The sequence below is a fragment of the Nonomuraea sp. NPDC049649 genome (genome assembly GCF_040675175.1).
Classification (GTDB): Bacteria; Actinomycetota; Actinomycetes; order Streptosporangiales; family Streptosporangiaceae; genus Nonomuraea.
In genome coordinates this window covers 15202-33698 of the sequence record NZ_JBFAOH010000048.1, presented here as the reverse complement: position 1 = coordinate 33698, position 18497 = coordinate 15202, and the positions used below count along the sequence as shown (strand labels likewise).

At 70.7% G+C, this 18497-nt stretch carries 15 protein-coding genes and 1 pseudogene; 12 read left to right on the top strand and 4 right to left on the bottom strand.

What is annotated here, in order from left to right; translation table 11 throughout:
• Nucleotides 1-6 precede the first annotated feature (6 nt).
• Together pstS and AB0J42_RS33775 are read right to left on the bottom strand one after the other, a co-directional pair.
• Entirely contained in the window at nucleotides 7-1119 is a 1113-nt protein-coding gene (gene pstS / locus AB0J42_RS33780; RefSeq protein WP_364301798.1) for a phosphate ABC transporter substrate-binding protein PstS, read from the bottom strand.
• Nucleotides 1120-1339: 220 nt separating this feature from the next.
• A complete protein-coding gene (locus AB0J42_RS33775; RefSeq protein ID WP_364301796.1) occupies nucleotides 1340-2545 on the bottom strand; it encodes a serine/threonine-protein kinase in 1206 nt (401 codons plus the stop codon).
• 150 nt (nucleotides 2546-2695) lie between these two features.
• Between AB0J42_RS33775 and AB0J42_RS33770 the strand changes: the two genes are divergently transcribed.
• The 8 genes and pseudogenes from AB0J42_RS33770 (at nucleotide 2696) to AB0J42_RS33735 (ending at nucleotide 13330) form a co-directional block, all read left to right on the top strand.
• On the top strand, nucleotides 2696-4117 hold the full coding sequence (locus AB0J42_RS33770; RefSeq protein ID WP_364301794.1) for a 4Fe-4S binding protein: 1422 nt from the start codon (nucleotides 2696-2698) through the stop codon (nucleotides 4115-4117).
• Complete coding sequence (locus tag AB0J42_RS33765; RefSeq protein ID WP_364301792.1) at nucleotides 4117-5016, top strand: NADH-quinone oxidoreductase subunit J; 900 nt, start codon at nucleotides 4117-4119, stop codon at nucleotides 5014-5016. Before AB0J42_RS33770 ends, AB0J42_RS33765 begins: the two co-directional genes overlap by 1 nt.
• Nucleotides 5016-5318 (top strand): annotated as a pseudogene (gene nuoK / locus AB0J42_RS33760) (NADH-quinone oxidoreductase subunit NuoK); the annotation flags it as partial. The gene AB0J42_RS33765 and the pseudogene nuoK, both read left to right, overlap by 1 nt.
• Nucleotides 5319-5803: 485 nt before the next feature.
• Nucleotides 5804-7687, top strand: a complete 1884-nt coding sequence (locus tag AB0J42_RS33755; RefSeq protein WP_364301789.1) for an NADH-quinone oxidoreductase subunit L — start codon at nucleotides 5804-5806, stop codon at nucleotides 7685-7687.
• A gap of 61 nt (nucleotides 7688-7748) precedes the next feature.
• Entirely contained in the window at nucleotides 7749-9356 is a 1608-nt protein-coding gene (locus AB0J42_RS33750) for an NADH-quinone oxidoreductase subunit M (RefSeq protein WP_364301787.1), read from the top strand.
• Nucleotides 9353-10900: an NADH-quinone oxidoreductase subunit N gene (locus AB0J42_RS33745; RefSeq protein WP_364301785.1), complete on the top strand. Its 1548-nt coding sequence runs from the start codon at nucleotides 9353-9355 to the stop codon at nucleotides 10898-10900. The genes AB0J42_RS33750 and AB0J42_RS33745 overlap by 4 nt, the downstream gene beginning before the upstream one ends.
• A gap of 83 nt (nucleotides 10901-10983) precedes the next feature.
• Nucleotides 10984-11835 carry a zinc metalloprotease HtpX gene (gene htpX / locus AB0J42_RS33740; protein WP_364301783.1) on the top strand — a complete coding sequence of 284 codons (852 nt, stop codon included), beginning with the start codon at nucleotides 10984-10986 and terminating at the stop codon, nucleotides 11833-11835.
• Nucleotide 11836: 1 nt separating this feature from the next.
• A complete protein-coding gene (locus AB0J42_RS33735; RefSeq protein ID WP_364301781.1) occupies nucleotides 11837-13330 on the top strand; it encodes a hypothetical protein in 1494 nt (497 codons plus the stop codon).
• On the opposite strand, the gene AB0J42_RS33730 is transcribed toward AB0J42_RS33735, so the two are convergent.
• Complete coding sequence (locus AB0J42_RS33730; RefSeq protein WP_364301823.1) at nucleotides 13305-13769, bottom strand: NUDIX domain-containing protein; 465 nt, start codon at nucleotides 13767-13769, stop codon at nucleotides 13305-13307. The two genes, AB0J42_RS33735 and AB0J42_RS33730, sit on opposite strands and share 26 nt — an antisense overlap.
• A 173-nt stretch (nucleotides 13770-13942) precedes the next feature.
• Between AB0J42_RS33730 and AB0J42_RS33725 the strand changes: the two genes are divergently transcribed.
• The 4 genes from AB0J42_RS33725 (at nucleotide 13943) to AB0J42_RS33710 (ending at nucleotide 17891) form a co-directional block, all read left to right on the top strand.
• Entirely contained in the window at nucleotides 13943-14158 is a 216-nt protein-coding gene (locus tag AB0J42_RS33725) for a hypothetical protein (RefSeq protein ID WP_364301779.1), read from the top strand.
• A gap of 162 nt (nucleotides 14159-14320) precedes the next feature.
• On the top strand, nucleotides 14321-16573 hold the full coding sequence (locus tag AB0J42_RS33720) for a hypothetical protein (protein WP_364301777.1): 2253 nt from the start codon (nucleotides 14321-14323) through the stop codon (nucleotides 16571-16573).
• Between the two features lie 304 nt (nucleotides 16574-16877).
• Nucleotides 16878-17672 carry a hypothetical protein gene (locus tag AB0J42_RS33715; RefSeq protein WP_364301775.1) on the top strand — a complete coding sequence of 265 codons (795 nt, stop codon included), beginning with the start codon at nucleotides 16878-16880 and terminating at the stop codon, nucleotides 17670-17672.
• Between the two features lie 9 nt (nucleotides 17673-17681).
• Complete coding sequence (locus tag AB0J42_RS33710) at nucleotides 17682-17891, top strand: hypothetical protein (RefSeq protein WP_364301773.1); 210 nt, start codon at nucleotides 17682-17684, stop codon at nucleotides 17889-17891.
• Nucleotides 17892-17932: 41 nt separating this feature from the next.
• On the opposite strand, the gene AB0J42_RS33705 is transcribed toward AB0J42_RS33710, so the two are convergent.
• On the bottom strand, nucleotides 17933-18490 hold the full coding sequence (locus tag AB0J42_RS33705) for a Chromate resistance protein ChrB (protein WP_364301771.1): 558 nt from the start codon (nucleotides 18488-18490) through the stop codon (nucleotides 17933-17935).
• Between the last annotated feature and the right edge of the window lie 7 nt (nucleotides 18491-18497).

The following is an 18497-nucleotide window of genomic DNA, read 5'->3' as shown; positions in this document are numbered from 1 at the left end:
CATCCGCTAGGAGATGGCCTCGATGGCCGTGCGGACCTTGGTGAGCATCTCGCCGGACAGCGGCGCGTAGCCCAGGTCCTTCAGCGCGGCCTGGCCCTCGTCGCTGGCGGTGTAGGTGAGGAAGGACTTGACCAGCTCGACCTCCTCGGCGGGCAGGCCCTTCTCGCAGGTGATCTCGTACGTCACCAGCACGATCGGGTAGGCGCCCGGCGTCTTGGTGTTGTAGTCGATCGACAGCTTGAGGTCGTTGCCGGTGCCCTTGACCTCGGCGGTCTCGACCGTCTTGGCCGCGCTGTCCGCGGTCAGCTCGACGAACTCGCCCGAGCCGTTGGCCACCTTGGCCGTCTGCAGTCCGGAGTTCTCGGCGTACGACATCTCGACGTAGCTGATCGAGCCCTCGGTGTCCTTGACGGAGGAGGCGATGCCGTCGGAGCCCTTGGCACCCTGCCCCTTGGCGTCGGCCGGCCAGGCCTTGCCCGGCTCGTGCGGCCAGTCCGACTCGGCCGTGGCCTTGAGGAACTTGGTGAAGTTGTCGCTGGTGCCGGACTCGTCCGAGCGGTGGAACGCCTGGATCGGCGTGGAGGGCAGCTCGGCGTCGGGGTTGTCGGCCTTGATGGCCGCGTCGTCCCACGTGGTGATCTTGCTGTTGAAGATCCCGGCCAGCACCTTCGGCGTCAGCTGGAGGCCGTCGACGCCGGGCAGGTTGTAGACGACCGCGACAGGGCCGGTCACCATCGGGATGTTGATGGCCTTGCCGGTCTGGCAGCGGGCGTCGGCCTGCTCGGGCTCGCCCTTCTCCTCGTTCAGCGCCGAGTCGGAGCCGGCGAACGCGACCGTGCCCTGGATGAACGCCTGAATGCCCGCCCCGGAGCCGCTCGGCTGGTAGTTGATGCTGGCCTCGGGGTTCGCGACCTGGAAGCCCTTCTTCCACTCGTCGATGGCGTTGGCCTGAGCAGAGGAGCCCGCTGCGTTGATCGTGCCGCTCAGGCCGCCCGCGGCGGAGGCGCTGGCGGACGCCGTCCCGCTGCTGCCTGCGGGGGTGTTGTCGTCTGTGCCGCACGCGACGAGCGACAGCGCGCCGGCGACGGCCACGGCGGCGAGCCTGCCTGCATACTTCACGGTTGGGTTCCTCCCACTTGGTCCCTGCGTTGCTCAGGACGCTAGGAGGGCAAGGTGAAGCGACTCCCCAGCAAAGAGTGAACGGAAAGTGAATTGCGTGGTTCCTGATCGAGACCGCCGCCGCACATACCGATAACCGTGACAAAGCCGTTATGGAAATGGCTGTTCATCGACACAGACCGCAGGTCACGGCTTCGGGTGTTCACCCTCGTACGAAGGCTCAGTGAACGATGGCCAGCATCACGTCCGACGCCGACGGGCGGTCCTCGGGGTTCTTGGCCAGGCAGGCGCCCGCGACGCCGCGCAGCGACGGCGGCAGCGGCGAGAGGTCGGGGTGGAAGGTGAGCACCCGGTTGAAGATCGCCGGCACGGTGTCCTCCCCGAAGACGGGCCGGCCCGTGGCCGCGAACATCATCGTCACCGCCCAGCTGAACACGTCGGACGGCGGCCCCACCGGCGTGCCGGACAACTGCTCGGGAGACATGTACGAGGGAGTGCCGACCATGTGGCCCGAGGTCACCGTCGCCTGGTCGAGCGCCCGCGCGATGCCGAAGTCGATCACCCGGGGCCCGTCGTGGCCGATCAGCACGTTGCTCGGCTTGAAGTCGCGGTGGACGACCCCCGCCTTGTGGATGGCGGCCAGCGCCCCCGCCGTGGCCAGGGCCAGCCGGGTCAGGCCGTCTTCGTCGCGCGGCCCGTGCCGTCGCACCAACTGCTCCAGGGAGGGGCCTTCCACGTACTCGCTGACGATGTAGGCGAACTGGCCGGTGATGCTCACGTCGAGCACCCGGGCGGTGGAGAACGTGGCCACCCGCCGGGCCGCGTCGACCTCCCTGGCGAACCTGGCCCGCGCCGTCTCGTCGACCAGATCGTGCAGCACCTTGACGGCCACCCGCACGCCGTTGGGCGCCATCGCCAGGTAGACCGCGCCCTGGCCGCCGCGCCCCAGCGGCTGCAGCACCCGGTAGTGGCCGATCCACTCGGGCTCGCCGGGACGGCGGTGGGCCGACGGCGCGGTGGTGCGCTGGTGGATGTTGGGCGGCGGGTAGTGGTGGCTGCGCGGCCCCGGAGGCGGGGCCGTGACGGGCTGACCGCCGGAACGCGCCCTGGCCATCGCGGGCACCAGGATGGCGGAGTGGACCACGCCGCCGAACCAGCCCGCGACGAACAGCAGGGAGACGGTGGTGCCCCACGGCTCAGGAATGTCGTCGATCTGGTCGTAGGCTTCGAGTGTGACGACGAAGAGCACCACGTTGACCGTGTACAGGCACGCGGCGACCAGCTGAAAGGCGCTTCTCAGCCAGAAGGCCGCGAACCCGATCGTGAACGGCATCGCCAAGCCGCACGAAAGGAGGGAGAGGGCCGCCCAGGCGATGGAGGCGGCCCAGGCCCCGACACTCGGGCGGCTCGGGTGGTGCAACGACATGGCGAGAGACTACATCTGTGTACTGGCACATAACGGTCAGCTGACCTAGTTGTGGATAACTCCCCGTAGGCTGTGGATAGCTGTGGAAAACCTGGGGACAACGGGCTGGCGCATTCACGTGGAGGGCCAAGTGCGTCATGATGTTGAGCCATGGCGCGGATACCGGGCGTAGGGCTGGCGAAAGGGCTGACCGTCACCCTCCGCCGGATGCTGCGCAGGTCCGTGACCCAGCAGTACCCCGAGGTCCAGCCGGACCTGCCGCCCCGCAGCCGCGGCGTCATCGCCCTGGTCGAGGAGAACTGCACCTCGTGCATGCTCTGCGCGCGGGAGTGCCCCGACTGGTGCATCTACATCGACTCTCATAAGGAGACGATCCCGGCGCCCGAAGGCGGCCGGCCGCGCCAGCGGAACGTCCTCGACAGGTTCGCGATCGACTTCTCGCTCTGCATGTACTGCGGGATCTGCATCGAGGTGTGCCCGTTCGACGCGCTGTTCTGGTCGCCGGAGTTCGCGTACGCCGAGGGTGACATCCGGGACCTTCTCCACGAGAAGGACAGGCTGGCGACCTGGGTCCCCACGGTCCCGCCGCCACCGGCCCACGACCCCGGCGCCGACCTCCCCAAGGAACTCACGGCCACACCCCGCCGCCCCGCCGCCCGCCGTCCTGCTGGTACGGGGGTTGCTCGTACGGGGGAGTCCGGCGCCCGCGCCTCCCGCGCGGAAGAAGCCTCCCGAACGGAAGGCACTCCCCGAGAGACGACTCCGGACGCCGCAGCCCGAGCGGCGGGTCCTGCATCTGCGGCGGGTCCTGCGTCTGCGGCGGGTCCCGTATCTGCGGCGGGTGCCGCTTCTGCTGGAGGTGCGGCTCCTGAGTCGGCGGAGAGTACGAAGCGTCCCGCCTCGGCGGAGGGCACCACGGCGGAGAGCGCCTCCGGCGCGACAGGCACGCCGGAGGCGAAGGAATCCGCGCGAGCGGAGGAACCCGGACGGGCGGGGAGCCCTGCGGCGGAGGAGGGGCCTGCCGCGCAGGAGAGCGCATCCGCGTCGACGGAAACCCCCTCGGCAGGGGAAACTCCCGAGACTCCCCGGCAGCGACGCCCGCGCAGGCCCATAACCAACGTGCGCAGCATCCGCCCGCCCGGCTCGCTGCCGACACCGAGCAGTACCGAAGGCACGCCCTCCGAACCCCCCACTTCGGACCCGGGCGACACCTCGGGCGCGTCCACCGAGACGCCCTCGACGAGTGAAGGCCAGACGTCTCCTACAGGTGAGACGCCGAGCCAGGCGTCTGCTGGAGAGACGGTGGAACGGGAACCGTCCACGGACCAGACGTCCGGAGATGAGACGTCAGGCCGGTCATCGGCGGATGAGGCGTCTGGGCAGGCGTCATCCACAGGTGGGGAGTCTGGACAGGAGTTGTCCACAGGGGCGGCGGAAACGCGGCCCGAGAGCGGCTCGGGGGAGCAGACTTCAGGCGCGAGACCCCGAAGGCGGAGGATGGTCGATCCTCGCTCCATCCGTCCGCCGGGCGGGCTCGGCCCGGATGAACCCAGGGAGCCCGAGGAGGAGTAGTGACCGAGGCGGTGCCCTCCTACCTGTCACCCACCGGACAAGAGGTCGTCTTCTTGCTGCTGGGGGCGGTGGCAGTCGGTTCGGCGCTGCTCGTCGTCACGACCAAACAGCTCGTCCACGCCGCCCTGTGGCTGGTCGTCGCGTTCGGCGCGCTGGCGGGCTGCTACCTGGTGCTCACCGCCGAGTTCGTGGCATGGGTCCAGGTGCTCATCTACGTGGGTGCCGTGGTGGTGCTGCTGCTGTTCGGCATCATGCTCACCCGGGCCCCGGTCGGCCGCTCCGCCGACCTCGACAGCGGCAACCGGGTGGCAGCGGCCGTGGTGGCGCTGGCGACCGCGGGTGTCCTGGTGACGGTGGTGATCGACGGCTTCCGCACCGCCTACACCCCGCTGACCCCCGGCGCGGGCGCAGCGGGCGAGCTCGGCGCAAGCATCTTCAGCACCTGGGTCCTGCCGTTCGAAGCCCTGTCCGTACTCCTCCTCGCCGCCCTCATCGGCGCCATCGTCCTGTCCCGCACCGACATCAACGGCCCTCCCGCCCCCGAGAACGCCCCGAACACCGACAGCATCCCACCCCAGCCCACCGCCCAACCCGGCTCGGAGGCAGCCGGCGACGCACCTGCCGCCGACCTGCCCGGCTCCGGTGCCGGCCGTGACGCACCTGCCGCCGACCTGTCCGGCTCTGATGCTGGCAGTGACGCGCCTACTACCGATCCGCCCAGCTTGGGTGCGGGCCGCGACGCACCTGCCGCTGACCCGCCCGGAGTCGACGGTGACGGGCCTGCCGCAGACCTGGCTGCTGGGCGTGTCGGAGGGCTGTCCGGTCATGCCGACTCGGCGGATCTTTCTCGTACGGGCGACTCCAGCGGGCCACCAGCCGATCAGACCGGGGGTCATTAGTGCACATCGTCTATCCGGCGGTTGTTGCCGCGCTCCTGTTCTCCATCGGCGTCTACGGCGTGCTCGCCCGGCGCAACACGATCCTCGTGCTGATGTCGGTCGAGCTGATGCTCAACGCCGTCAACCTCAACCTTGTCGCCTTCGACGTGTGGCTGGGCGACCGGCTCCACAGCGGCCAGGTGCTGACGCTGTTCATCATCGTCATCGCCGCCGCCGAGGTGGGAGTCGGCCTGGCGATCGTCCTTGCCCTGTTCCGCAACCGTAAGACGATCGACGTCGACAGCCTGCGGGCCCTGGCGGAACCCCCCGGCGACCGCACAGCCGAAGACGACCGTACGGAAACCCGCCTACTCTCCGACCCCGTACCAGCCCTCGCCGGCGTCACCCCGGCCCGAAGCCCCGCACAAGTCAAAGCCCCAAGCCGAGGACCGTCAGGGGCGCCACACCCGGGCCCCGGTCAAGGAGTCGTTCAGGCAGCCCCTGACAGCGAACCCGGAAAGCCCAGCCCACCTGCCCAGGACGATCCCACCGGTAAGGACGACCCACCCGGATCGGCAGGTAGTCCGGGACATGAGCGCCCGTTGGGGGTGAACGAGCCCGGATCGGAGGGCGGTTCCGGGCGTGAGGGGTCGTCAGGGGTGGATGACCGGGCCGGATCGGGGAGTGCGGCCGGGGAGGATCTGCCGTCCGGACAGGGCAGTACGGATGGGGCGCCGGAGGGCGGGTCGGGGGCGGGGGATGGGCAGGCCGGTGAGGATGCCGGTTCCGTGAGGCGAGGGGGTACGTCGTGACGAGCTTCCCGCTGTTGGCCGTGCTGCTGCCGTTCGTGGGCGCGGCGGCGGGGTTGTTGCTGTCTCGGTGGCCGCGGGGGCGGGCGGCGGGGGGTGCGAATCGGCGGGCCGCGTGGATCGCGGTGGTTCCGACGGCTGGTGCCGCTGTGCTTGCCGGGTGGCTGGCTTGGGGGCAGGGGCTCGGGTTCCTGACAGGTGGGGCGCGGGCGGAGGCGGTGGGGGCGACCTACGGCACGATCGTCACCGGGAGTGTGCCGATCTCGCTCACCTTGCAGGCCGACGACCTCTCTGCTCTGCTCGGGGCGCTGGTCACGCTGGTGGCGCTGGCCGTGCAGGTCTACTCGATCGGGTATCTCAGGGACGATCCCCGGTATCCGTCCTACAGCGCGTTCGTCAGCCTGTTCACCGCGGCCATGCTGCTCGTGGCGTACGCGGGCGACCTCCTGGTCGTGTACGTGGGCTGGGAGATCATGGGCATCTGTTCGTACCTGCTGATCGGCCACTGGTGGGAGGACCTGGGCAACTCCCGGGCCGCGATCAAGGCGTTCCTGGTGACCCGGCTCGGCGATGTCGGCTTCCTGTTCGGCATCTTCGTGCTGGGCATCGGCGCGGGCAGTTTCCGAATCGCGGACGTGCTCGCGGCGGTGCCCGAGATGTCCTCCGGGACGCTGGTGGCCGCCACGCTGCTGCTGCTCGCGGGGGTGGCGGGGAAGAGTGCGCAGGTGCCGCTGCACACCTGGCTGCCCGACGCGATGGCGGGTCCCACGCCGATCAGCGCGTTGATCCACGCCGCCACCATGGTCGCCGCCGGCATCTTCATCGTGGCCCGGCTGTTCCCGGCCTTCGCCGCCGCCCGGCCGACGATGGACGTGCTCGCGGTCATGGCCGCGCTCGGCATGCTCGGGGCGGCTCTGGCCGCGCTCGCCCAGGACGATCTGAAACGGGTCCTGGCCTACTCGACGGTCAGTCAGCTCGCCTACATGGCGGGTGGGCTGGCCGCGGGCTCCGACACGGCCGCGATCTTCCACCTGGTCACGCACGGGGCGTTCAAGGCGCTGCTGTTCCTCTGCGCGGGCCTGGTGATCCATCACGTCGGGACCAACCTGATGAGCCAGATGGGCGGGCTCCGGCGGGCGCTGCCGGTCACGTTCGTGACGGCCACGATCGGGTTCGCCGCTCTCATGGGGCTGCCTCCCGCCAGCGGTTTCTTCAGCAAGGACGCGCTGCTGGTCGCCATGGAAGGGGCGCTCTCGGGAGGTCTCACGGACGCCGCCGCCCTGCTGCTGTACGGGTGCGCGCTGGCGACCGTCGCGGTCACCGGCGCGTACGCCACCCGGGCCTGGCTGCGGACGTTCTTCGGCCGAGGGCGTACGGTCGCGCTCCCCGAACCGGAGCCCGGGACCGCGCACGTGGTCGACACCCGCGAGGCGCCGCGCGTCATGCTGGTGCCGGTCATGCTCCTCGCGGTCCCGGCCCTGCTGCTGGGGTTCGCCGTCGAACCGCACCTCGACCTGCCGGTGGCCGCGATCAGCGTTGCTCTCGCGCTGCTCGGCGCCGGGGTGGTGTATGTGGCCTGGCGGGCCGATCCGGTGGCGGACCCGGCCCGGCTGCTCGGTGTGCTGCGGGTGCCGTGTGAGCGGGCGTTCTACGTCGACAGCCTCTACTCGGCGATCCTGGTCAGGCCGGTGATGGCGCTGGCCAGGGGTGTGCTGCGGGCCGACGACACGGCGGTGGACGGCGCGGTCCGGGGCTCGGGGCGGGTGGCGCGCGGGCTCTCCGGTCTGCTGCGCCTGGCCCAGAACGGCAACGTGCAGCTCTACCTGAGCGGACTGCTCGCCGGGGTTCTGCTGATCGCGGTCGGGGCGGTGGTGTTCACATGAGCGACCGTTCTCGCGGTGTGAGTGGCTGGGCTTCTGCGGTGATGAGGGCGGTGGTGGCGGCATGAGCGGCTGGCTTCCCGTTGCGATGATCGCGGCGCCGCTGCTGGGGGCGCTGGTGTTGCTGGTCGCGCCGGGTGTGGTGCGGCCGGTGCTTCGCGCGTACGGCATGGCGGTGTCCGGGGTGACGCTGGCGCTGGCCGTGGTGATGGTGGCCACGTTCGACTACGGGCAGGCGGGGCGGCCGCAGTTCACGGTGGACTGGGACTGGATTCCGGGGCTCGACCTCCGATTCCAGCTCGGTGTGGACGGGGTCTCGCTGCCGCTGGTGGCGCTGACGGCGCTGCTGACGTTCCTGTGCTTCGCGTACCTGGGATGGGGGCGTGGCGACGGGGCGGGACAGTTGTTCCACCCAAGGCCGGGCGGGGCGCGGGCGAGGGCGCTGGTGTTCACGCTGCTGGTGCTCGAAGTGGGCATGATCGGCACGTTCTTCGCGCTCGACCTGCTGCTGTTCTTCGTGTTCTTCGAGATCGTGCTCGTGCCGATGTACTTCCTGATCGCCATCTGGGGCGGCGAGGGGCGCAGGGCGGCGGCGATCAAGTTCATCCTGTACACGCTGCTCGGGTCGGTCGTGATGCTCATCGGGCTGCTGCTCATCTGGGCGCAGACGGGCACACTCGACATCGTCGCGCTGACGGAGGCGCACGGCGCGGGAATGAGCCGCGGGGTGCAGGTGGTGGCGTTCGTGGCGGTGGGGCTCGGGCTGGCCGTCAAGACGCCGATGTGGCCGCTGCACACCTGGCTGCCCGACGCTCATACCGAGGCGCCCACGGTCGGCTCCGTCCTGCTGGCCGGGGTGCTGCTGAAGATGGGCACGTACGGTTTCGCCCGCATCGCGATCCCGGTCCTGCCCGAGGGGGCGGTGGCCGTCGCGCCCTGGCTGGGGGCGCTGGGCGTGGTCGGCATCATCTACGGCGCCCTGGCCTGCCTGGCGCAGCGCGACCTGAAACGGATGATCGCCTACTCGTCGATCGGCCACATGGGGTTCGTGCTGCTGGGGTTCGCCACCCTGTCGACCGCGGGCATCAACGGCGCCCTGTTCGCGAACGTCGCCCACGGGCTGATCACCGGCCTGCTCTTCTTCCTGGTCGGGGCGATCAAGGACCGCTACCACACGGCCGACATCCCCTCGCTGGGCGGCGGCATGCTGGCCCGGCTCCCGCATCTGGGCGCCGTGCTGACCTTCGCCGCCATCGCGTCGCTGGGGCTGCCGGGGCTGGCCGGGTTCTGGGGGGAGATGCTGGCGCTGTTCGGCGCCTTCCAGCCCGCTGAGGTGCTGCCGCTCGGGCTGTTCCGCACGTTCATGGTCATCGGCGGTCTCGGCGCGGTCCTGACGGCCGCGTACTTCCTGGTCATGCTCTCCCGCGTCACCCACGGCACCCCCGCCACTCTGCAGGTCGCGGAGGCGAGTGTCACCGGCCGGTCGACCGCCACGCTCCCCGGCGAGCATCCGGTCGATCCGCTGCCGGAAGAACCCCCGGACATCCGGCCGTACGAGATGGTCGCCTGGGTGCCGCTGATCGTGCTCATCCTGCTGTTCGGGCTCTGGCCCAAGCTGCTGCTCTCCCTCACCACACCGGCCGTGCAGACCCTGCTGGGAGCCCTGTCATGATCCAGCAGATCGACTACTTCGCGATCGCGGCCCCGCTGACCCTCGCCCTGGTCGCCGGGCTGGTGCTGCTGCTCGACGCCTTCCTGCCCGCCGGGCCGAGGGTGAGGGCCGGGCTCGGGGTGGTCACGCTGGCGGGGGTCCTGGTGGCGCTGGGGTTCGTGGTGGCGCAGGCGTTCGCGGGCCGCACGCTGGAGACGTTCTGCGTGCCTGCGGGGCTCGGGGGCGGCGATCCGGGGCTCTGCTCGTTCGTGGTGGACCGGTTCACGCTGGTGCTCGCCGGGCTGGTGCTGGCGGCGGCCGTGGTGGTCGTGCTGATGTCGATGGCCGAGCTGGCGGGCGGCGGCATCCCGGTCGGGGAGTGGTACTTCCTGCTGCTCTGCATGCTGGTGGGCGCGGTGACGCTGCCTGCCGCCCGTGACCTGATCATGCTGGTGGTGGCGCTGGAGCTGGTCTCGCTCCCGGTCTTCGCGCTGACCGCGCTGAAGCGGTACGACGGCCGCGCCTCGGAGGCGGCGGTCAAGCTGTTCCTCGTGTCGGTGGTCTCGACGGCGGTCATGCTGTTCGGGGTGTCGCTGCTGTACGGGGTCGGCGGCACGGTGTTCCTGTCCCCGCTGGCGGCGGTGCTCGGCGGTGAGGCCCCGGCGCCGGGGTGGCCGGAGGGCGCGGAGTCGTTCATGGCGGCGGAGCACGGGCTGCCCGGGGTGGTGACGGTGGGGATCGTCCTCGTCGTGGCGGGCTTCGCCTTCAAGATCGCGGCGGTGCCGTTCCACTCCTGGGCCGCGGACGTCTACCACGGCGCGCCCATCCCGGTGGCGGCGCTGCTCTCGGTGATCTCCAAGGCGGCCGGGTTCGCGGGGCTCATCCTCGTGCTGGTGGCGGCGCTGCCCGGGCAGGAGGCGTCCTGGGCGCCGATCGTCGCCGTCGTCTCGGCCCTCACCATGACGGCGGGGAACCTGCTGGCGATGCGGCAGTCCTCGGCCGTACGCCTGCTGGCCTGGTCGTCGGTGGCGCAGTCGGGCTACATCCTGGCGCCGCTCGCCGTGGCGCTGCACACCCCGGGGCAGGGCTGGATGACGAGCGCGGTCGGGGCGTCCGTGGCCTACCTGGTCATCTACACGGCGATGAACCTGGGCGCGTTCGCGGTGGTCATGCTCGTCGCGCGGACCGCCGTACGGAACGAGCTCGCCGACTACCGGGGCCTGGTGTTCCGGCGGCCGGCGGCGGGGCTGGCGCTGGCGTTCTGCCTGATCTGCCTGGCGGGGCTGCCGCCGGGGCTGGCGGGGCTGTTCGCCAAGGTGGTGGTGTTCCGGGAGATCGTCGACGGCGGGGCGGGCTGGCTGGCCGTGGTCATGGCGGTCAACACGGTGATCGGGCTCTACTACTACGTGGTCTGGGCGGCCCGGCTGTTCGTGCCCGAGCCGGCGCCGGTCGCGCGGCGGGCGTTCCCCGCGGCGTGGGCGGCGGCGGGCGTGGCGGTGGCGGCCGCGGTGCTGTTCTCGGTCGCGCCCCAGCTGGTGCTGGATCTGTCCCTCCTGTCCGGCTGATCCCGGACGCGCCTGCCCGGGGAACGTTGGGGTGGGTGGTGGTCGTTGTACGGGGTGCACCCGGTCCACGAAAGGGGGGAACCTTGCACCACAACGGTCTGCGCACCGCGCTCCTGCTCGGGGGCCTGTCCGCGTCGATCATCGCCGTGGGCTGGTGGTTGGGTGGCGGCACCGGTCTGCAGATCGCGTTCGTGCTCGCCCTCGTGACGAACGGCTTCGCCTACTTCTTCTCCGACCGCATCGCGCTGTCGGCGATGCGGGCGCGGCCGGTCAGCGAGGTCGAGCAGCCCACGCTCTACCGGATCGTCCGCGAGCTCTCCACGGAGGCTCGCCAGCCGATGCCCCGCCTGTACATCTCGCCCACCGTCCAGCCCAACGCGTTCGCCACCGGCCGCAGCCCCCGCCAGGCCGCCGTCTGCGTCACGTACGGGCTGACCCAGCTCCTGAACGAGCGCGAGCTGCGCGGCGTCATCGGGCACGAGCTGTCCCACGTCTACAACCGCGACATCCTCATCTCCTCGGTGGCGGCGGCGCTCGCCACGATGATCACCTGGCTCAGCTATGTGGCCGTGTTCTTCGGCGGGTCCGACGACGACGAGGGTCCAGGTTTCCTGGGGGCGCTGCTCATGATGCTGCTCGGCCCGGTCGCGGCCGGCGTCATCCAGATGGCGATCTCCCGCACCCGCGAATACCAGGCGGACGAGTCCGGGGCCAGGCTGACCGGTGACCCGCTGGCCCTCGCCTCCGCCCTGCGGAAGATCGAGATGGGCGCGCGGAGGCTGCCGCTGCCGGAGAACAGCCGCCTCACCTCCGCCTCCCACATGATGATCGCCAACCCGTTCAGCGGGGCCGGTCTCGGCCGGCTGTTCTCCACGCACCCGCCCACCTCCGAGCGGGTGGCCAGGCTGGAGAGGATGGCCGGCTACCGGCGCTGACATGGCCCGATCCTTACGCCTGACCGAGGCCGAGCGGAGGGTGTGGAACGCCTTCCCGACCGGCAGACCGGTGGAGTTCGGTAACCACCAACCGGTCCCGACCCGTACACCCGGGGCCAACGCGCCGAAGGACGGCGACACGTGGGGGCCCGAGCGCACAGTCCGGGCGGAAGTGATCGCGAAGCTGCTGCTCGGCGCCCGCGGGGCGGGCGCCGGCGCGGTCCCGGCGGTGCGGATCAGCGGCGCCAGGATCACCGGCTCCCTGGAGATTCTGGGCGGTACGGTCGAGCACGAGCTGGTGCTCAGCGGGTGCCACCTGGAAGGCCCGGTCCGGCTCACCGACTCCCGGACGCGGACCGTACGGGTGACCGACTGCCGGATGCCCTCGTTCGGCGGGGTCGGCATGCGGGTCGAGGGGCACCTGAGCCTGTCGGGCTCGCACATCACCGGGCCGGTGAAGGTGATGCGCGCCCAGTTCGCGACCGGGGTGTGGATGGCCGGCACGATCATGGAGCACCCGCACGACGAGGAGCCGGCGCTGCAGGCCACCGGCATGATCGTCGACTCGGTCGCCTTCCTCGGCAACGCCCGCGTCACCGGCATGGTGCGGCTGGCCGGCGCCCGGCTGAACGGCGGGCTCTCCCTGGCGGGCACGGAGATCCGCAACCCGGGCAGGATCGCGCTCGACGCCGAGGGCATGGTGGTCGAGGACGCGATGCGGTGCACCGACGGCTTCCTGGCGCTGGGCTGCGTGCGGCTGCGCGGGTCGCGGGTGAACGGCCTGCTCGCGATCAGGGGCGTCATCCGCAGCCCCGACACCCCGTACGCGCTGCACGCCAGCCACCTGGAGGCCCGCGAGCTCTACCTCAAACCGGACGAGCCGATCGACGGCGTGGTGACGCTGGCCCACTCGACCGTCGGCACGCTGCAGGACTCGCCCGAGACCTGGCCGGAGAAGCTGCGCCTGAACGGCCTCACGTACGAGCGGCTGCGCGGCAGCGGCGTCACCCGGCGGATCGACTGGGTGAGCCGCGACCCGGAAGGGTTCCGGCCGCAGCCGTACGAGCAGCTCGCGGCGTGGTACCGGCGCGACGGCAACGAGGCGCTGGCCCGCCGCGCCCAGCTCGCCAAGCTGCGCAGCCGCCGGCAGACGGAGGGGCCGGGCGGGCGGCTGTGGGGCCGGCTGCTGGACGTCACCGTCGGATACGGGTACCGCCCCTGGCTGGCGGCCGTCTGGTTCGGGATCCTGCTGCTGATCGGCACCGTCGTGTTCGGGCTGAACCCGCCCCGGCCGCTCAAACCGGACGAGGCCCCCGGCTTCGACCCGTTCGCCTACACCTTCGACCTGCTGCTGCCCTGGTCGACGTTCGGGCAGCGGGACATGTTCGATCCGGCGGGCTGGACGCAGGCGCTCGCCTACGGGCTGATCGTGTCGGGGTGGATCCTGGCCACGGCGCTGATCGCGGGCGCTACGCGGGTGCTCCGCCCGACGTGATCGTCCGCAGGATCGCCGCCATGTCGGCCGGGAAGACCACCTCGCCGGTCGCCTCCAGCTCCTCGGCGCTCCACCAGCGGTGCCCGATCGTGGTGTCCTTCTCGATCTGCTCCATGTGGTCGAACGACACCTCGGCCCGCCCGACGCGCACCGCGAAGAACGTCTGATCCTGGACGATCGCGTACCGGTCGAAGCAGAACTCGACCGTGCCGCTGCCGTGAGGCCCGGTGAACGCCGACGCCGGCGCCCGGATGCCGGCCTCCTCGAACAGCTCGCGCGCCGCCGCCTCCTGGAGGGTCTCCCCGCCCTCCACCGCCCCGCCGATCGTGAACCAGAACAGCTCATCGGGCCGGGCCGGGTCGAACCCGTGGAGCAGCAGGACACGGTCCAGATCGTCGATCGGCAGGGCGCGCGCGGTGAACCGGCGCAGGGGGATCATCGTCACGCCGACGAAGCCTACGTCACGAGGTTTAGGCAAACCCTTCTGAGGCCGTCAGCCGCTGTTCGCCGGCTGTTCACGTGCGACCGGTTCCATCAAGGTGCGTCCATTCCCGAACTCCGCTGGAGCAGAACACCGACCATGACCAGGCCCACAGGCACCCGGCGATCCGGGTGACCCAGCCCCGGACGCCGCTCGACGGGGGCGCGCGGCAGGGGGCGCCTTCGGTGCCGGTGCTGCTGGTGGCCGACCCCGACACGGCCGGGGCCGAGGCGCTGGCCGAGGCTCTCGGACGCGAAGGCGTGGCGGTCACGGGCGTGTCCGACGGCGCGCAGGCGCTCATCCAGACCGTGCGCGGGGTCGGCTACCGCCTGCTGTCGCCGAAGTGACGCCCCGGACGCCTCGAACGGCTACAAGTCGCGCTGCTGACGGTGCCGGGGGTGCTGGAACGAGCTGGTTCTGGAAGAGCTCGTCTATAGACATCGTTGATCCTTTTTACGGGATCCCGTTAAGGTTGAGCGTTTTCTCCACCTCATCCCCCGGGAAGCACCGTGCGCCGCTACCGTTTCGGGCGCCTCGCCGCGCTCGCCGCCGTGCTGTACCTCGCCGTCCTCGCCGTCCTGGCCGCGCTCGACACCGATCTCCTCTGGCAGATCGTCACGCGGGGCGACCCGTTCAGCCGTGCCTCCCAGCTCTGGTGGAGCGCACTCGTGGCGGCGCCGGTCGCGGTGGTGCAGGCGTGGGCGTACTGGCAGGTGCTGCGCGGGCCGGAGCGCGGCGCGCAGCCCGCCGGCGACAGGCCGGTCCGCCTGCTGCGTGTCCTGCTGTACGTGAGCGTCGGCCTCTCCCTGCTCCCCTACCCCCTGCTCTTCCTGTGGGCGGGGTCGTGGACAGGGTGGCTGTTCCTCCTCGGAAGCGTCGTCCAGCCGGTCATCGTCTGGCTCTTCTTCCGCGTGCTGCGGGACACCGTGCCCGCCTGGTGGCGGCTCCTCATCCTGGTGACGGGGCTGATCTCCGCGGTGGCCGGTCTCGCCGGCGCCCTCAGCGAGATCCTGGCCTTCTTTTCCACCTGGATGTACACCGTCCTGTGGCTGCAGGGCATCCTCTGGCCGGCGTGGATGGTGCCGCTGCTGGCCGCCCAGGCGAGGGATCCCCGCTGGAGCCGGGGCACGGTGCGCGTCGGGGTTCTCGCGCTGCTGATGTCGGTGCTGCAGCCCACGTCGGCTACTGACTTCTCTTACGGCGAGGTCTCGTACCCGATAATGGCGTATGCCCTGCTAGGTGCGGTCAACGTGTTCGGCCTGGTCTGGGAGGCCCGCACCGCCCACGAACTGGCGGGCGCGCCCGCGGCCCCGGCGGCACGCCAGGCCGTCAGGATGCCGCCCAGGGCGTGGCCGCTCCCCGCCGTGGCGATCGCGCTCCCGCTCGTCCCCGCGGCCGTCAACCTCGCGCAGGGCATGCCGTTCTGGATCGGCCCGCGCGGCGAGGTGCGGCGGGTCGTCTTCGAGTACACCAGCGACGAGGCGGCGCTGGCCTGGGTCGGGATCGACGTGCTCGTCGGGGTGGGCGCGCCCGCGCTGCTCGTCCTGGCCGTGGTCCTGCGCCGCACCCTCCGCCTCGTCCGCGTCACCGTTCTCACTCTGGTCCTGCTCGCCGCGGCCGGCGCGGTCAGCGCGCTCACCGTCGCAGCCGACCTCCGCTGGGAGTTCTTCCCGGACGAGCTGCCGCTCTTCCCCGACAGCCTGTTCGTCACCGGTGAGCAGGGCGAGCTGTCCTTCGGCATCTCGCCGCTCTGGTACAGCGCCGCACTCCTCGCCTCCGCCCTCCTCCTGCAACTCCTGTACGGCGCACCGCCCGGCCTGCGCATGCGCCGCCACGTCCTCGTGACCGCCATCGCCGCCGCCGTCGTCCTCAGCTTCCTCCCGGTCTCCGACCAGGCCCGCGGCCGCGTCACCACCGCCGCCGACTGCGCGCCGCCCGAACCCTGGACGGGGGAAGAGCGCGTACTCACGCCCGAGGAGAGGTACGTCTGCCGCATCCGAGAACGGGGCACACCTCTCCATTTCCCCGACACCACCCCCGACCAGATCATCCTCACCCAGGGCCGCCGGCTGTGCGGCGTCTACACCCGCGACGACCCCCGTGAACTGGCCCGGGAAGGGCTGCAGCGCGAGGCCCTGACGCCGGTGCTGGCGGACATCTGCCCCAGCGCCGCCGCCACCCTCAGGGCCGCACAAGAGGACCTGGACCGGGAGGTGGCGGAATGGAAGGCGGACGCGCAGCGCATGTGCGACTCCCAGCCACGCCACCGCCCCCGCATCAAGCCCGCCAGACGCACCGTGATCAGGGAACCCCAGCGGACCGACTACGGCGTCATGGAGGCGATCGAGCACACGGAGGACTACGACCCGTCCTCGCTGGACCTGCTGGACAAGGCCCAGGAGAACGGCCTGGTCGCCGCCCGCCCCGGGCACCTGATCGTCCTGACGCACTCGGACTTCGACGTCTGCGTGACCGTCGAAACCTACCCCCGCCGCCCGCCCGTGGAGACCAAGGGCTGGGACCATGTCGTCGAGGTCGGCTACGACAGCCCGACCGGCGCCATCGAGCTCTCGGACCCGATGAGCGGCACCCCACTCCCCGACCTCTCACTCGACGGCCGCAAGGGGCACTACCGGATCCGCGTCCACTACGACTGGTTCACCTGGAAGGGGGAGCGACCCTACGGCCAGCGCCTCCTGATCATGGCCTACCCGGGCCGCGGCGACGACGTGGTCACCTACCGCAAAGCCGCGAGGAAGTAACGCCGCTTCCGCTCCGCCGGGACAGTGCGGGCTTCGGCATGCCGCTGTCCTCTTCGCCTGTCGGCCTCAGATAAGCCATCAAGTCCGCCGTGCCGCCATCGATCGCTGAGCTGCGCCGCATCCGGCAGGACACGCCGGATCGGTCCGTTCGCCGGCGCTGGAGGCTACCGGTCCCGAGCCGTGCTGCCCGCGATGTGTGACGCTCGTGACGTTTGGGAACCAATGTTCGTCTTAGCGTGGACTTATCCATGGATAGATGTACAGACTAACGATGGTTACATCTTCGTGAAAGGAAGTGGGGCCGATGGATGCGGCCGCATGGGGCCTGGTTGCGGCGGTGCTGCTGGCCTCGATCGTGGAAATGGTCGAGGCGATGACGATCGTCATGGCCATGGGCATGACCCGCAGCTGGCGCTCGACACTCCTGGGTGTGGGTGCTGCCCTGGTCGCGCTTGCCGCCTTCACCGTCGCAGCCGGTTACGCGCTCGCCACCTGGCTGCCGGAGGCGGCACTGCAACTCGCGATCGGTGGTCTGCTGCTGATCTTCGGTCTGCAATGGCTGCGCAAGGCGATCCTGCGTTCGTCCGGGCGCAAGGCCATGAATGACGAGGACCAGGTTTTCGCCGAGGAGGTGGCAGCCGCGAAACAGGCGGGCGAGGTCAAGTCCTCCGGTCTCGACTGGTTCTCCTTCATGATCAGCTTCAAGGGGGTGTTCCTCGAAGGCGTCGAGGTGGTGTTCATCGTGATCACCTTCGGCCTGAGCGCGAACAACATGCCGGTGGCCATCGGCGCCGCCGTCGTCGGCATGCTGCTCGTCCTCGTCGTCGGCGTCGCCGTCCGTGGCCCGCTGTCGAGAGTCCCGGAGAACACCCTCAAGTACGGCGTCGGCCTGCTCCTGGCCGGGTTCGGCACCTACTGGGCGGTCGAGGGCATCGGCATCTTCACCGAGAGCCGCGAGAGCCTGGCCTGGCCGGGTGCCGACCTGGCCATCCCGGTGCTCATCGTCATGTGGTTCGTGCTGTCGCGGGTGATGGTCGCGGTGCTCAGGCGCCCTGGGCCTGTGGCCGCTCCGAAGGTGCCCGAAAGTCAGCAGGTCTAGGAGGACATCGTGGGTTTCATCCGTGGATTCGGTCAGTTCTGGTACGACCTGATCGTCGGAGACGACTGGAAGGTCGCCGCCGCCGTCGCGACCACGCTGGCCCTCGGCACGGTGGTCCTGCTCACCACCGGCCTGGCCGAGCTGGTGTTCACGCCGGTGCTCGGTGTGGCCCTGATGGCCGCATTCGTCGTCGCGCTGCTGATCGACGTGCGCAAGTAGCGGCCGGCCTGCGAACCGGGCGGGCCGTCGCGCCCGCCCGGTTAGAAGATCGCGCTGTCTTCGGCCTCGTAGACCCGGGCGGCGAACTCCTCCAGGACCTTCGAGCAGTCTTCGATCGCCTTGGCCACCTCGGCGGCACGCTTGGCGCCCAGCACATCGCGCGCCTTCACCTTCTCGTACCAGCCCTTGAGCTTGGCGAGATCCTCTTCGTTCTCCTCCAGCTCGCCGTAGGTGAAGTGCTGGGCGACCACCTCTTTCTCGACGCCGGCGTGGAAGTCCTCGCACTTGTCGAGGATTTCCTCGTACTCGTCGTCGCGTGCGGCGTTGTAGAGCGCCACCAGATCGGCCTCCCCGAGGACGGAGGAGGTGCTGATCAGGAACGCCTGCCCGTGCATCGACTCTATGATCTCGTTGCGCAGCGCCCGCAGCATCCGCTCGCTCTGCGGGGTGCGGGGCGCGACGGCGGCGGAGTTCTGTACGTAGACGGCGCCCAGGCTGCGCAGCTTGCGCCAGACGGCGGCGCGCAGCCGGGTCGGCTCGCTCGGCACCCGGTAGATCAGCATGAGCCAGGTGACGTGACCGTCGGTGCCACCCATCATGCGCCTC